Source organism: Bacteroidota bacterium (assembly GCA_016213405.1).
In the GTDB taxonomy this organism is placed as follows: Bacteria; Bacteroidota; Bacteroidia; order Palsa-948; family Palsa-948; genus Palsa-948.
In genome coordinates, this window is record JACRAM010000071.1 from 51,876 (window position 1) to 67,240 (window position 15,365).

Genomic DNA, 15,365 nt, shown 5'->3' on the forward strand with positions numbered 1-15,365 from the left:
TATAGAACATAAAGAAAATTTTATGAAGCAATTTCTACTCCTGATTTTCACCTGCCAGGTTGCTCTCGCCCAATCTGTAAATAGCGACACGCTTAACCAGATTGATCCTTCTACAGGATTTAAGCAGGGTTATTGGATTGTATATAATAGCGTAAAAAAATTGCCCGCCTATCCAGCTGAAGCTAAAGTTGAAGAAGGAAAATTTACTGACAGTAAAAAAATAGGTATCTGGAAAATGTACTTTCCAAGCGGAATACTTAAAAGTGAAATCACATATACAGATAATCGACCGAAAGGATATGCGAAAATGTATTATGAGAGCGGAAAACTTCAGGAAGAAGGAAATTGGGAAAACAATAGGTGGGTTGGAGATTACAAGTCATACTATGATAATGGACAAACATTTTATAATTTCAAATATACTAACACAGGCAAACGCGAAGGAAAGCAGGAATATTTTTATGATAATGGGCAAGTAATGATGACAGGGGAAATGAAAGACGGCAAAGAAGCTGGTATATGGGAAGAGCATTATGAAAACGGAGACTTAAGAGCAAAAAAATCATTTAATGATGGCACTTTGGATGCTGAGAATACTGAAGTGTATGCACCAAAACAACCTCTTCCTCCCAAGAAAGAAGAAGTTTCAAAAGAACCGCCTAAAATTGCTGATGCTAATACTGAAAAACCAAACGCAGCACAAAAACCATTTGATGGTAATGGATACTCAAAACTCTTCTTTACAGGAGGAAGAATTTCTAAAGATGGGGAGTTTAAAAATTATCGCCTGATTGACGGAAAAGATTATGTATACAATACAGATGGAATTCTAGAACGCATTGCAGTTTATAAGGCAGGAAAATATGTTGGCGATGCGCCCATAGAAGAAAAAGATAAGTAAAGGTCAGCCCTAAACCTAACTTTGATTCTCAGATTAGTCCCGGCAAGAAATTATCGGGACTAATTTTTTTATCTACTTTCGTCTGCAATTATGGCACTTCAGCAAATAGAAATATACAACACGCTTACACGCAAGAAGGAAAAATTCACTCCTCTTAATCCGCCATTTGTCGGAATGTACGTTTGTGGACCGACCGTTTATGATTATGTGCACCTGGGAAATTGCCGAACATTCATGTCTTTCGATTTAATTTATCGTTACCTGGTTTATTCAGGATATAAAGTACGTTATGTGCGCAACATCACCGATGCAGGGCATTTAGAAGGCGACCGTGATGAGGGCGGTGATAAGTTTACCAAGATGGCAAAACTTGAACAGGTTGAGCCAATGGAAATCGTACAGAAATACACACTCGGATTTCATGAAGTGATGAGGTTGTTTAACACACGTTCGCCAAGCATTGAACCAACTGCGACTGGACATATTTCTGAGCAGATTGAAATGACAAAACAAATTATTGAATCAGGATTAGGATATGAATCGAATGGAACAGTTTATTTCGATGTAGAAAAATATTCTACGAAAAATAATTATGGAGCTCTTTCAAACAGAAAACAGGAAGAATTGCTGGAAGGCACACGTGAGCTTGGAGGACAGGATGAAAAAAAAGGACGGCTTGATTTCGCACTCTGGATAAAAGCAAAACCCGAACACATCATGCGATGGCCATCACCGTGGGGTTGGGGTTTTCCGGGATGGCATATTGAATGTTCAGCGATGAGCGCAAAATATTTAGGAACTACTTTCGATATTCACGGAGGAGGAATGGATCTTATAGCCACACATCACACCAATGAAATTGCTCAGTCGCAGGCATGCAATCATTGCGAACCCGTGAAATACTGGATGCACACGAATATGTTAACTGTAAATGGAGTTCGAATGTCAAAGTCAGCTGGCAATGGATTTTTACCAATGGAACTTTTTACTGGCAATCATCGGCTTCTCACAAGAGGGTATTCTCCTATGACCGTTCGCTTTTTCATGCTGCAAACACATTATCGAAGTACGCTTGATTTTTCCAATGAAGCATTGCAGGCATCTGAAAAGGGTTTTGATAAACTGATGAATGCAATCAAAACTCTTGACACACTGAAACCATCAGATAAATCTACATCTGATATAAAAGCGCTTCAGACAAAATGTTACGAAGCAATGAACGATGATTTTAATTCTCCTATTCTTATTGCGAATTTATTTGAAGGAGTAAGGATTATTAATTCAGTAAATGACGGCAAAGAAGAAATTTCAAAATCTGATTTGGAATTACTTAAGAAAATTTTTAATGAATTTGTTTTTGATGTGATGGGATTACAGCAGGAACAAAGCTCAACAAATAATGACGAACTGACAAAAAACCTGATGGGTCTAATCGTTGAAATACGAAACGAAGCAAAAGCAAAAAAAGATTTCCAAACATCTGACAAACTGCGTGACGGGCTTGCCAAAAGCAAAATCATCATCAAGGATACTAAGTACGGCACTACATGGGAAAAAGAAAAATAATTTCCGTGAAACAAATTATCCGCTTTACTGCTTACTTATTATTTCTTACTTCTTGTTTCTTTTCGGCTTGTTCAGGAGATACAACTATTGACGACAACAATCACACGGATGCGAATAATAATACTTCTGTTTTTCCTCCCGCTCCGATATTTAATGAAGATTCTGCTTATGCTTTTGTGAAAGAACAAGTAGATTTTGGTCCTCGTGTTCCCGGAACTGCTTCTCATGCAAAATGCGCTGAATATCTAGTTTCAAAACTAAAATCTTACGGATTGGAAACTCAAATCCAAAACGGAAACATTACAACATATGACGGGAAAAAATTCAACCTGAAAAATATTATCGCGTCTTACAAACCTGAAATTACAAATCGTATTTTACTTCTTTCTCACTGGGATACGCGCCCGTTTGCTGACCAGGATTCGATAAATAAAGATAAACCCGCAGACGGTGCTGATGATGGTGCAAGCGGTGTGGGTGTGCTTTTGGAAATCGCACACCAATTCAGTATTTCAAAACCCGATGTGGGAATTGATATTCTGCTGGACGATTTGGAAGATTATGGAAAAGAAAATGACAATGGAGAAAATACCTGGGCGCTCGGTACACAGTATTGGACGAAAAACCCTCATAAGATCGGGTATAAAGCTGAATATGGAATTCTGCTTGATATGGTTGGTGCAAAGAATGCAACATTTCCGAGAGAAGGACTTTCACGCGAATCTGCACCCTATGTTGTAAAAAAAATCTGGAACAAAGCATCACGCCTTAACTACTTAAAATATTTTGTCTTTGACGATATCCATGAGATCACCGATGACCACACTTATATTATTTCTGGTGCGAATATTCCATGCGTAGATATTGTGAACTGGGATTTTAATATTGGAAATTTTCCCTATTACCATCACCGCCACAGCGACAACATGAACATCATTGACAAAGGCACTTTGAAAGCGGTGGGGCAAACTGTTCTGGAAGTTTTGTGGGAGGAGCAAAAACCAAAACCCTGATTACTTCATAATTTCCCTGAGAGTTTCATCCGCCTGTTTCTGATATTTACTTTTGGAATTATTCTGAAGCGGTATCAGATTCATGCGCGCGTTCTTCGTATCATTATTTTTAATGTAGGCAAGCGATGAATACCACTGCGCGTCCTCATAGTATTTGCTGTTTTTGTTTGCAAGGATTTTGTTGAGATTCACAAGCGCTTTGTCCGTCTGACCTAAACTCATATAAGAAACCGCAGAATAAAACAATGCTTTCTCATCATTCGGATTTTGTTTGAGCGTTTGCTCAAAATCGTTTACGGCACCACCGTAATCCTGTTTGTCATATTTAATCATTGCACTGTCAATAGCAATTAGTCCATCTGCACTCAGAATTGTTCCGAATGTTCCACCTACTGCGACAGAATCAAGTTTTCCGTTTATTTCTGCTCCAACTTCTGTTTTTGTGGCTTTTGTTTGGGATTGTGTTTCAGGCATGGGAGCCGAAGTAGAAGTTTTCATATCATAATAACCGCTTGAAATTTTTTTCTTTGGCGATTTATCTTCTTTGCCTTTGCCTCCGGATTTTTCTTCTTTTGTTTTCTTTCCTGATTCATACGCAAGCACATCTCCTTGCCCTTCTTGAGCGCGGTTCACAGCATTGGCGTCATTGCGTTCGCGGTCATCCATTGTTTTTTTATTGTCCTGCATAAGCGCACTTGATTTATCCTGAACAGGCTGATTAGCAGAAACCGATGAAGCTCCCGTTGCTGTTACAACTTCAGTGTTGACCGTTGTTGACTGCGGTTTTTTTGTTTCATCCGCTTTCTTGTCTTTTTCCTTCAGCGATTCAAATTCATTTTGATTTTTTGAGACTTCTTTACTTAAAAGAATGGTTTGGTCTTTTTCATCTTTAACTCCGTCTTCATCACGCGTTTGAACAGTAACTTCCGATTTGGTTGTGACATTTCCCTTAGGAGTTGTTTCTGCTTCTTTATAGCGCCAGTAATTTTTGTCTTCTTTTTCCTCGCTTTTCTTCGCAACAATCCCCTTACGAAGTTGGTCTGCATTTTGCACAGGAACATCTTCCATCTTGTTTTCCGCCAAGCCCAAATGTTTTTCTTCAGCAATATCTTTTCCTGATTTTGCTCCTTCAACAGATGAAAAGGATGGAGATTCCGCAGGCAACGATTTCTTTTGTGCTTCCTCTAGCGAAATATTGTTCAGCGGAGTTGGGTCCTGCGCAGTAGTAACTGGATTTTTAGAATCGGGTTCTGATTGTTCTTTTCCGGTTGTTGCCTCGTTGTCCAAATCTGCAGGAGGAGGTGAAAATTTTTCTGCAAACATTTTTTCTGCTTCTGCATTATCCATTTCCTTCATGGACACATTGCTCTTGAAAAACCAAACGAGCCCGACAACCAGTAAGATGGAAGCCGCAACAGCCAGTTGAGTGCGGTATTGCCGGAGGAAAATTATTTTCACTTCTTTCTTTTCTTCCTTCGCGTCAATTCGTGTCTGAATTTTCTGATTGAGTTCCGAAGTGATATTAGAAATCTTTTTTTTATCATAAATCATTTGCCATCCTTCCACAGCATCTGAGCACATTTCGCAGTCAATCAAATGCTTTTCCACCTCGTGTTTTTCGGCAGAAGAAAGTTTATCAGAAATATACTTCGTAAGCATTTCTTCTGAAAGACAATCTGTGTGTGCGAATATGTTAGTTCCCTCTTTCACTTTTTATTTTTTTGCCAATTGCCTACTGATTTTGTCGTCATAAGAATTTTCAAGTTCCGTTTTCCGTTCTGTATATAACTCTTCACTTCTTTCATCGTATATCCGGTCATCTTCGCCACTTCTTCATATGATTTCTCCTGCAAATAAAAGAGTTCTATGCATATCTTTTGTCCTTCTTTCAATTCTTTAATGGCAGATTCCATCAAAGTAAGTTGTTTTTCTTTGTCTTCCCCGTTATGATGCAAACTGGATGTTAATTCCACAGGCACCCCGTCATCATTCCCGAAAGAAGTTTCATCATCCGAATGATTATCGCCAAAATCTCCGGTCAAATGCCTCGGCAGTTCAACATGAATTTTTTTACTTCGGAAATACATAAGGCAGTGATTCTTTGCCACCATGTAAAGCCAGCCCTTGAAATTTTCTACCTTATGCCTGTGCAAATCAGTCAGAATCTTTTCAAAGATCTGCATGACACCGTCCTTCGCCTCATCCTCATCTTTTAAATATTTCATACACACGCCAAACACCAGATGCGTGTAACGCTGAAACAATTCGCCCACAATCGCATTGTCGCGTGAATCCCGAAATTTCTGAACGAGTTCGGAATCAGAGCAGTCCTTTATATTATATGAAGAAGCCAACGGTGAATAATTCTTATGTAAATATCCAAAAAATTCCCTCTTGTTTATGGAATGCTCAAAAACCGTGCATCATGCTGTTAAATAAACCGAAATCAACTAAAAAATCTATAACAATGAAAACAAATCACACATCATCAAAATTTTCCCGAGGTGGAAAATTTTTCACAGCAATCGGAGTTTCTTCCGTAATGATTGCATTAATGAGTTGGATGGCTCCAACCAGCTACCAGCCCACGGTTGAGAACGAATTCATCAAGGCGCTGAAGAAAAAATCAACTGAGGCGAATTCAAAAATGCCAGAAGAGCGCGTGTATCTTCAGTTCGACAAGCCGTTTTATAATCCTGGAGAAACCATTTGGTTTTCTGCGTATCTGCGCAACGGACAGAATCTAAAAGCAAGTTCGCAGAGCGATATTCTGAATGTGGAATTCATTAATCCGAAAGGAAGCGTAGAAAAAACCATTCGCCTTATTGCGAAGAACGGAAAAGCGAGCGGAGATTTTTCTTTGGGTGAAGAATCGCCAGGCGGATTATATAAAGTGAAGGCGTACACCAACTGGCAGAAAAATGATTCTTCTTTCTTTGAAAAAGAATTAACTGTTCAGGATGTTGTATTGCCTGCCATGAAAATGAAATTGGATTTTGACCGCAAGGCGTTTGGTGCGGGCGATGAAGTATCAGCAAAAATTAAAATTGAGACCAACGAGAACAAACCGCTATCTTCTTATAAAATAAAATATGTGGCACAGATTGGCGGTGAAAAAATTGTGGAAGAAGCCACCATCACCGATTATATAGGAGAAAAACATGTGAAGTTCACACTTCCTGCGAAATTAAAAACGAATGACGGACTTCTCAATATTATGATTGATTATCAGGGACAGACCGAATCCATTTCCCGTTCTATTCCCATTGTGCTTGGAAAAATAAATTTCTCTCTCTTCCCTGAAGGCGGAGATTTAATTCGCGGAATAGAAAGCAAAGTTGCTTTCCGTGCGCTGAATGAATTTGGAAAACCTGCTGATGTGGAAGGAATTGTATTGAACAGCAAAGGAAAAAAAGTTGCTGATTTCTCAAGTTTTCATAATGGAATGGGCGCATTTGAAATTACTCCCGCGCTCGGAGAAAAATATACCGCAAAGATTACAAGTCCTGTTGGAATCACCGAACAATATGAATTACCTGAACCATTAATCAGAGGTTATGTGTTGTCTGTTGAAAATGCTAACGCAAACGAAATGCTTCTGAACATCAGCACCACCGAAACCGAAGAGCTTTCTTTGGTTGGACAAGTTCGTGGAAAAATTTGTTACGCTACTGCTATTAATGCGAAAGCAGGACAAAATGAAATTCTTATTCCAGCCAGCGTTTTCCCTATGGGAGTTGCACAATTCACACTGTTTGATTCAAAAGGAATTGAGCGCGCTGAGCGTTTGGCGTTCGTGAATAAAAATAATCAGCTGAGTGTTTCTATTTCTACGGACAAAGAAAAATATCTTCCACGCGAAAAAGTGAACATGACCATTATGGTGAAAGATGAACGCGGAATGCCTATGCCCGCTAATCTTTCTCTCAGTGTTGCAAATGATCAGTTGCTTGCTTTCGCAGATGACAAACAAGGAAATATTCTTTCCAAACTTCTTTTGGAATACGACATCAAAGATAAAATTGAAGAACCGAATTTTTATTTTGATGCGAAGGAACCTAAATCAGACAAAGCGCTTGACTATGTGATGATGACCAGCGGATGGAGAAGATTTACCTGGGAAAAAGTTATGGCGGATGAATTGCCTGCCATTACTTACACCGCAGAAAAAGCAATCGTATCCGGAACTGTGCTGGACGCTTACACAGGAAAACCCATTGCAAATGCGAAGTTGAAAATCAGCGCTGACGGTTCAACTGTTGAAACAGATGAGAACGGAAAATTCACAGTGAAAAAAATGGATCTGACAGAAGCTAAAAATCTTTTCGTGAACGCAAGCGGTTACAATCAACAGCAATTCAATGTTTATGATTACAACCAGAATCTTGCGTACTATCTCTATCCTAATTACAACAATAATTATTACGGTACTACTTCAACAACCACTAAATCTAAAAGTGGCGGATGGTGGGCAGTTCCGCAAAGCGCGCCAGCCGGAGGAGCAGGGAACAAACATTTAGAAGTTCAGGAAGATATGATGATGGTTGCAAATGAAATGCAGTTAGGTGCAATTGATATAGCAGAAAAAGCGCCACAAAAAGGCGAGCATTTGAAAAAAGATAAAGCACCTGTTGCTGATAAATCAAAAGTAAAGGACGAAGAAGGAAAGAAAAATCAAAACAATGAAGTAGTGGCTAAGATCGAAAAAGAAAAGAAAGGAAAGATTGCTATGGATGACGCACGCGATCAAAAATTCCGCGCGAACGATGGAGATTTTGAAAACAATAGAAAAGTTGTAGCGCAGAATGCCGTGGTGTATTACCGCGCAAAGCAATTCTCAGCGCCTGTTTACAAGCAGGAAGAATATCCAGAACAAAGAACAGATTTCCGCTCTACGATTTACTGGAACCCAAATGTTCAGGTGGATAATTCAGGAAAAGCGGAAGTATCCTTTTACAATTCTGATGACATTACATCATTCAAAACAACTGTTGAAGGAATCGGAAATGACGGAAGCATCGGCAGAACTGAAAAAACTTTCTTCACACAAATGCCTTTCTCCATGACAACAAAAATTCCTACAGAGGTGGTAACAGAAGATGTGATTTCCATTCCTCTTACGCTGAAAAATAATACTTCGGCTTCTGTAACAGGATTGCTGAACATTACCGCACCAAAAGGTTTGGAGTTAATCACAAACATTACACAATTGCAAACACTTCAGGCAGGAAAAGCAAAAACAATTTATTTGGAATACAGAGTGAAAGAAGAAATTTCAGAGGGAAATTTTGAAATCGCTTTCAAAGCGTGTGGAATGAAAGATGCGTTCGCACAAAATCTGAAAGTGATTCCGAAAGGATTTCCGGTCACTGCTTCTTTCTCTGGCGACAAAGGCGAATCAGAATATGAAGTGGATTTGAGAAATGTGGTGAAAGGTTCCATTAAAGTAAAACTGACTGCGTTTCCTTCCGTTGTAAGTGATTTGCTTACAGGCGTGGATGGAATTCTTCGCGAACCGGGTGGATGTTTTGAGCAGACTTCGATGAGCAGTTATCCGAATGCAATGGTGATGGATTATCTGAAAACATCTGACACAAAAGATGAAAAACTTCTTGCCTACGCAGGAGGAATGCTGGACAGAGGTTACAAACGCCTCACCACTTTTGAAACTTCGCAGAAAGGTTATGAGTGGTTCGGACAAGCGCCAGGACATCAAGGTCTGACCGCATACGGACTCATGCAGTTCAACGATCTGAAAAAAGTTTACGAGGGCGTTGACCAGAAAATGATTGACCGCACTGCTGATTGGATTCTCTCGCAGAAAGACGGCAAAGGCGGGTTCAAGCGTGGTGGAAATGCGTATCACAATTTCGGAATGATAAGCGAAGATGTGATGAATGGTTACATTGTGTATGCGATGGCTGAAGCAGGATATGGAGGTGAGTTGAAAAAAGAAGCAGAAGCTTCTTACGAAACTGCGATGAAAAATAAAGATCCGTATCAGCTGGCTATGAGTGCGAACGCTCTTTACAAACTGAATGACAAAAACGCAGACAAGGTGATGGAAGAACTTTTATCTAAACAAAATAAAGACGGAAGTTTTGACGGCACTACTCACTCCATCACCTATTCAACGGGCAACTCTTTAACGATTGAAACCACTTCACTTGCCATCATGGCGATGTTGAAAGATCCGAATCGTCCTACGCAAGCGACCAACAAAGCAATCGAATCACTTGTGAAAAGCAGAAGCGGATACGGTTCATTCGGAAATACACAAGGAACAGTTCTCGCGCTGAAAGCATTGACCGAATATGCGAAAGCAAACAAGTCCACACCTGAAGACGGAACAGTTCAATTTTATGTGGATGGAAAACAAGTTGCTGAACAATCTTATAAAGCAGGAGAGAAAGACGCAATTGTGCTGGATGGTTTGGAACAGTATATAAAGGAAGGAAAGCACACGCTTAAAGTGAAATACGCGAATGCAAAAAATCCTCTGCCACATTCAGTTGCTGTAAGTTGGAGCACTTCGCTTCCAAACAGCGATACAGAATGCAAAGTGGATTTGCAAACTAAATTGGCAAGCAAGTCGGCAAATCAAGGTGAAACAATTCGTCTCACTGCAGAAATAAAAAACAAAACTTCTGATGAATTGCCAAGCCCGATTGCGATTATCGGAATTCCAGCAGGACTTTCTTTACAACCTTGGCAGTTAAAAGAAATGCAGGAGAAAAAAATGTTTGACTACTATGAAGTAATCGGAAGCAACCTCATCCTCTACTACCGCGGAATGGGTCCGAAAGAAGAAAAGGTGATCAACCTTGATCTGAAAGCGGATATCCCTGGCGAGTATGAAGCCCCTGCATCCTCTGCTTATCTCTATTACACCAATGAATACAAAACATGGGATGCCGGTGGCAAGGTAGTTGTTAAAAAGCAAGCATAAGAAACCAAACCCCAACCCTGAAGGGAGTAAATACAAACTCCCTTTAGGAAATGGGAAAAAATAAAAAAACAATGAAAACACTTTTTTCTCCCTTTAGGGTCGGGGCAAAACTTCTTCTCACCGCACTCGCACTTCCTATAGGAATCTTTGCACAGGGACCAAACACGAACATTAATCCGCCTCCGCAAATACAAAATGTAAATTATATTAATCTAATTGATGAAAACAATAATTCACTCGGAAATGCTTCCGGAAAAATAAATGATGACATAAATCCAATTCAAACAAATATTGCGATTCAACAACAGGCAAATCCTCCAGCGCAGGTTCAGCAACAATCATCAGGAAGTATATTCGGTTCTGAAGACAATAATCAGTCAAAAACTACCGGATGCAATGACTGTGATGCGGTAAAGCAAGCTATTAAAGCGTCTCACGCTTCATCTGGCGGGAATTACCACAAAAAATCTTTCGGCATGAAGCGATGGTCAAGGACTTTTTCGGGAAAGATGAACATGAAAATGAAAAAAATGTTCACGAAAAAGTACAAAGCGAAAACTTCTTACGCTCTCTGCTTCAATTGGCATTAACATTGGCTCGTTGATAAATCTGACCACACCTTAGACCAAACGCCTGTTTATTTCGTCTAACATTGTAGATTAAACGTCCAATAAGCAAACTATTTAGGGCTGAGAGTCGTTAAGAGTATATGAAGCGATGCGTATATATATGTATAACCGCGGCTGGAATGTTTCTTTCAGAGATTTCTTCCGCCCAATCTGACCCAATTTCAAAAGACAGTTCCGCAATAATTTTTGCGGATGATCCAATCGCTTCCATGCTGGATAGCTTGTCGCGCGTGATGTATTTTGACAAATCAACGCTTGAGATAACTCCGAACAAATATCATTTCCCGATTGATTCTGTTCCTAATTATTCTGATTCGATTTACGCCATGCGCCTTGCGAAACTGGATGCTGAATCTCCGTTTGATCTGATTTATAACAACGCAGTGAGAAGTTACATTGAACTCTACGCGGTTAGAAAACGAGCCATGGTATCGCGCATGCTGGGAATGTCAAAAATGTATTTTCCTATCATTGAAGAAATTCTTGACAGGAAAAAAATTCCGCTTGAGCTGAAATATCTTGCCATTGTTGAATCCGCCTTAAACCCCATGGCGCGCTCACGCGCTGGGGCAGTGGGCTTGTGGCAATTCATGTACGGAACAGGAAAAATGCAGGGATTGAAAATTTCTTCTTACTTAGATGAACGTTCTGATCCTTACAAATCCACAGAAGCTGCCTGCGACTATTTACAATTTCTCTATGATATGTTTGGCGACTGGCAGATGGTACTTGCTGCCTACAATGGCGGACCCGGCACCGTGAGTAAAGCCATCAGACGCTCGGGCGGAAAAACAACGTATTGGGAAATCCGACCTTATCTTCCTAGAGAAACACAGGGATATGTTCCCGCTTTCATTGCGGTGAATTATGTGATGACGCACTGGGAAGAACATAATTTATATCCCGCTGTTCCGAAAATTACGTATGCGGATATTGACACCGTAAATATTAAGGAAGAACTTTCTTTCCAGCAGATCGCAAAAGTGCTGAACATGTCGGTGGATGAAATCCGGTATTTAAATCCCTGCTACAAGCGCGGAACTGTTCCGCACTCAGAAGATAATTGTTACTCGCTTTGTCTTCCTACAGAAAAGATCGGAAGTTTCATTGCCAACGAAGCGGAAATATATGAATACGCAAAAAAAGATTCCATGATGCAGACGCTTGCCGTTCAGGAAATCGCAAAGATTCACACAGTACGAAAAGGAGAAACCCTCAGCAAAGTCGCGAAAAGATACGGATGCACTCCTGAAGATGTCAAAGCATGGAACCGGTTGAAGAGTGCGAAACTTCACACAGGGCAAAAACTTACGGTGTATATTCCGGTGAAAGGAAATTCCGTTACGGCTTCTTCCAAAACAAATACGGCTGCTGATACTTCATCGGTTGTAAAAGTTAAACAGGAAGTTTCTGCCGACACCGCCAAAACATCTCTTCCCTCCAATGCTAAATTCAAATATGTGGTTGTTCAGAAAGGCGATTCGCTCTGGAGCATCGCGCAGGAAAACGGAGTAACGATTGAACAACTCAAGCAGTGGAATAATCTCGAAGGCGGAAAAATTATGCCGGGGCAAAAAATAAAAATCCTTATCACAGGATAATCCGCTAAGTCAAAAGTTACAGGCAAATAATTCAAAAGAAAATTCCAGAAAATACTTTTTTAACTTTTAAATTTATTTTCTTGTGTTCGTTTCTTCTTGAAAAGATTTCACAAAGTTTCTCTGATTTTTTTGTTACTGTGTCAAAGAATAAATATTTTTGCTGAATTAATTTTTGAAAAATAATTTCGCAATGAGCACAACAACAAAATCTTCTGTAGAAACGCTGGTGGCTAAGCCAAGCAAGACAAAAAATTCCATTTCTTCTTTCATTGAAACTCATTACCGCCATTTTAATGCTGCAACCGTAGTGGATGCATCCAAAGCATACAAAGCACACATGAATGAAGGCGGCAAGATGATGATTACGCTTGCCGGAGCGATGAGCACTGCCGAACTCGGAGTTTCTCTTGCTGAAATGATTCGCAACAATATGGTTCAGATTATTTCCTGCACAGGCGCGAATCTGGAAGAAGATGTTTTCAATTTAGTTGCTCATGATCACTACAAACGCATTCCGAACTACCGCGATCTAAGTCCGCAGGATGAATGGAAACTTTTTGAAAAAGGTTTTAACCGTGTTACCGATACCTGCATCCCGGAAGAAGAAGCCATGCGAAGAATTGAGCGCAAACTGATCACACTCTGGAAAAAAGCGCAGGAGAAAGGAGAACGATATTTGCCGCACGAATATTTTTACCAGTTGCTCTTGAGCGGTGAACTTGTGCCCTTGTACCAGATTGATCCGAAAGATTCATGGCTGCTTGCTGCTGCTGAAAAAAATCTTCCGATTGTTTGTCCCGGCTGGGAAGATTCCACGCTCGGAAATGTTTTTGCATCCTATTGCCTGGCTGGCGACCTTAAACCCACCATCGTGAAATCAGGAATTGAATACATGATGCTGCTTGCCGACTGGTATCCGAAAAACTGCGGAGGAAAAGGAGTTGGGTTTTATCAGATTGGCGGAGGCATTGCCGGAGATTTTCCGATTTGCGTGGTGCCCATGCTCATTCAGGACATGAAAATAAAAAACACTCCGTTCTGGTCTTACTTCTGCCAGATCTCTGATTCAACAACGAGCTACGGTTCGTATTCAGGCGCGGTGCCGAATGAAAAGATCACCTGGGGCAAATTAAATCCTGACACCCCGCGTTTTGTGATTGAATCAGATGCAAGCATTGTGGCTCCGCTGATGTTTGCTTACATTCTTGGCTGGTAATTTTCTTTGGAAATATTCTTATCTCGTTTTCGTTCCAGTTATACGATTTACCGAATTGTATTAGGACTTACGCAAAAAATAAAATTCATGCCACTAAAGCACAAAGACACTAAAAATGCATCCCGATTTATAGGGAAACTTTTGTGTTTTAGTGTTTTAGTGGCAAAGCTGCGTAAGTCTTATATATATTTCTTTTTTATTCTTTCACTATTTGTTGGGATTTCTTCCTGCAAGATCAAGAGGAAAGAATACATTGAGCGGCACGGGCTTCATTCCGATAAAAAGCCAAGTGAAATGGCAAAGGAAATAGGCGCTCTTTCGAAGAAGCAGCAAAAAGCGTACAGGAAGCAACTGCGGAAAACCGATAAAGCCATCAGGAAAAGAAACAAAGAGAAACTGAAAAACATTGTTCCGAAAATTAAAACTAAAAAAGTGCGCGGCACCACAGAAAAAAGCGATACGCCTAAGACAAAAGAAATTATAATAAAATAAAGGCGGGAACTATAATTACACCGTTTGGAACGGTATTGCTTCCGTTACGAACTGTATTGCCTTCGTTACGAACCATATTTGCACCGTTATGATTCGTATTTACTCCGTTATGATTCCAACCCTTTCCGTTATGGTTCCAGACCTTGTAGAGATGATTCCAAACCTTGCCTTTATGGTTCCAAACCTTGAGGTTACCGTTCCAAACCTTGCAGTTATGGTTCCAAAAACATCATTATCTGTCTAAAAAGCTGGTTTATTAGCATCTGCTTGCTGTTTTATGGCAATCAATTGCTTGATTCTTTCCGTTACAATCGTATCCATGAGTTCGGGGGTTATCTGCGCGAGGTCAAATCGCTCCTCGGTTTTCTTAACCGATGTATCTACTATTTGGGAACTGTGACTGTGTTGAATGAATTCGGTGAACACACACACCTTTTGAAGGGAGTAATTGCCCAGCACGGTAAGAATAAAACAAAATCCACCTGCCATCTCACCGGCAGAGAGGTAATAGTTTTCGTAATCCTTATAAAGCATCTGGGTTTTATCATCTAATGCGGGCGGCACATCGAATCCCTCTATATGCGACATATCCGTACTTTGCTTTCTTCTGTGTTTGAGATCCACTGCCAGCGTGCCTCGTTTGCGCAGGGTGCCAAGAATTTTTATCATGGCGGGATGAATGATTTCATGCAGCGATTTTTTGAAAGCGGCAATAAACTCCTTTTGCGTGTGCCACAACTGCTGATTCGCCTGCAGTTTGTTTTTTTCCTGCTCGTCAAATGAGTGGAGGAATTTGTCTAATTCGTTTGCCATCTGAAATGGTTTTTGTCTTTGAATCAAAGATACAAACTATTGGGTTCTACTATCTACGAATACGAATCAAAAACGAATTCACGAATCAAAAAACTAATCCTTCCTATTTATTCGTACATTCGTAAAAATTCGTATTCGCAGATAACTTTAGTATAGAGTCCTTTCCACATTAAAAAGTTAATAAA

11 protein-coding genes are annotated in these 15,365 nt (G+C 40.1%); 8 read left to right on the plus strand and 3 right to left on the minus strand.

The window, feature by feature from the left end:
* Positions 1–22 precede the first annotated feature (22 nt).
* The 3 genes from HY841_09160 to HY841_09170 all read left to right on the plus strand — a co-directional run bounded on the left by HY841_09160 (position 23) and on the right by HY841_09170 (position 3,480).
* Positions 23–901: a toxin-antitoxin system YwqK family antitoxin gene (locus HY841_09160; protein ID MBI4930917.1), complete on the plus strand. Its 879-nt coding sequence runs from the start codon at positions 23–25 to the stop codon at positions 899–901.
* 90 nt (positions 902–991) lie between these two features.
* Positions 992–2,467, plus strand: coding sequence for a cysteine--tRNA ligase (locus tag HY841_09165; GenBank protein ID MBI4930918.1), 1,476 nt, complete (start codon positions 992–994; stop codon positions 2,465–2,467).
* A complete protein-coding gene (locus HY841_09170; protein ID MBI4930919.1) occupies positions 2,449–3,480 on the plus strand; it encodes a M28 family peptidase in 1,032 nt (343 codons plus the stop codon). The genes HY841_09165 and HY841_09170 overlap by 19 nt, the downstream gene beginning before the upstream one ends.
* On the opposite strand, the gene HY841_09175 is transcribed toward HY841_09170, so the two are convergent.
* Both HY841_09175 and HY841_09180 read right to left on the minus strand, forming a co-directional pair.
* Positions 3,481–5,190 carry a tetratricopeptide repeat protein gene (locus HY841_09175; protein MBI4930920.1) on the minus strand — a complete coding sequence of 570 codons (1,710 nt, stop codon included), beginning with the start codon at positions 5,188–5,190 and terminating at the stop codon, positions 3,481–3,483.
* Positions 5,187–5,834 carry a sigma-70 family RNA polymerase sigma factor gene (locus tag HY841_09180; protein ID MBI4930921.1) on the minus strand — a complete coding sequence of 216 codons (648 nt, stop codon included), beginning with the start codon at positions 5,832–5,834 and terminating at the stop codon, positions 5,187–5,189. Before HY841_09180 ends, HY841_09175 begins: the two co-directional genes overlap by 4 nt.
* Before the next feature lie 113 nt (positions 5,835–5,947).
* Between HY841_09180 and HY841_09185 the strand changes: the two genes are divergently transcribed.
* From HY841_09185 to HY841_09205, 5 genes are all read left to right on the plus strand, one after another.
* Positions 5,948–10,429, plus strand: a complete 4,482-nt coding sequence (locus HY841_09185; protein ID MBI4930922.1) for a hypothetical protein — start codon at positions 5,948–5,950, stop codon at positions 10,427–10,429.
* Positions 10,430–10,500: 71 nt separating this feature from the next.
* A complete protein-coding gene (locus HY841_09190; protein ID MBI4930923.1) occupies positions 10,501–11,019 on the plus strand; it encodes a hypothetical protein in 519 nt (172 codons plus the stop codon).
* Positions 11,020–11,177: 158 nt separating this feature from the next.
* The gene (locus tag HY841_09195; protein ID MBI4930924.1) at positions 11,178–12,659 is read left to right on the plus strand and encodes a LysM peptidoglycan-binding domain-containing protein; all 1,482 of its coding nucleotides are present in this window, start codon (positions 11,178–11,180) and stop codon (positions 12,657–12,659) included.
* Positions 12,660–12,849: 190 nt separating this feature from the next.
* Positions 12,850–13,875: a deoxyhypusine synthase family protein gene (locus HY841_09200; protein ID MBI4930925.1), complete on the plus strand. Its 1,026-nt coding sequence runs from the start codon at positions 12,850–12,852 to the stop codon at positions 13,873–13,875.
* 87 nt (positions 13,876–13,962) lie between these two features.
* Complete coding sequence (locus HY841_09205) at positions 13,963–14,367, plus strand: hypothetical protein (protein MBI4930926.1); 405 nt, start codon at positions 13,963–13,965, stop codon at positions 14,365–14,367.
* Between the two features lie 240 nt (positions 14,368–14,607).
* On the opposite strand, the gene HY841_09210 is transcribed toward HY841_09205, so the two are convergent.
* On the minus strand, positions 14,608–15,180 hold the full coding sequence (locus HY841_09210) for a hypothetical protein (GenBank protein ID MBI4930927.1): 573 nt from the start codon (positions 15,178–15,180) through the stop codon (positions 14,608–14,610).
* Between the last annotated feature and the right edge of the window lie 185 nt (positions 15,181–15,365).

What these genes read in the sequence shown, in the direction of transcription:
- HY841_09210 (MBI4930927.1), bottom strand. Translation starts at nt 15,180, where the DNA reads ATGGCAAACGAATTAGACAAATTCCTCCACTCATTTGACGAGCAGGAA.
- HY841_09200 (MBI4930925.1), top strand. Translation starts at nt 12,850, where the DNA reads ATGAGCACAACAACAAAATCTTCTGTAGAAACGCTGGTGGCTAAGCCA.
- HY841_09160 (MBI4930917.1), top strand. Translation starts at nt 23, where the DNA reads ATGAAGCAATTTCTACTCCTGATTTTCACCTGCCAGGTTGCTCTCGCC.
- HY841_09185 (MBI4930922.1), top strand. Translation starts at nt 5,948, where the DNA reads ATGAAAACAAATCACACATCATCAAAATTTTCCCGAGGTGGAAAATTT.
- HY841_09170 (MBI4930919.1), top strand. Translation starts at nt 2,449, where the DNA reads ATGGGAAAAAGAAAAATAATTTCCGTGAAACAAATTATCCGCTTTACT.
- HY841_09195 (MBI4930924.1), top strand. Translation starts at nt 11,178, where the DNA reads ATGTTTCTTTCAGAGATTTCTTCCGCCCAATCTGACCCAATTTCAAAA.
- HY841_09190 (MBI4930923.1), top strand. Translation starts at nt 10,501, where the DNA reads ATGAAAACACTTTTTTCTCCCTTTAGGGTCGGGGCAAAACTTCTTCTC.
- HY841_09205 (MBI4930926.1), top strand. Translation starts at nt 13,963, where the DNA reads ATGCCACTAAAGCACAAAGACACTAAAAATGCATCCCGATTTATAGGG.
- HY841_09165 (MBI4930918.1), top strand. Translation starts at nt 992, where the DNA reads ATGGCACTTCAGCAAATAGAAATATACAACACGCTTACACGCAAGAAG.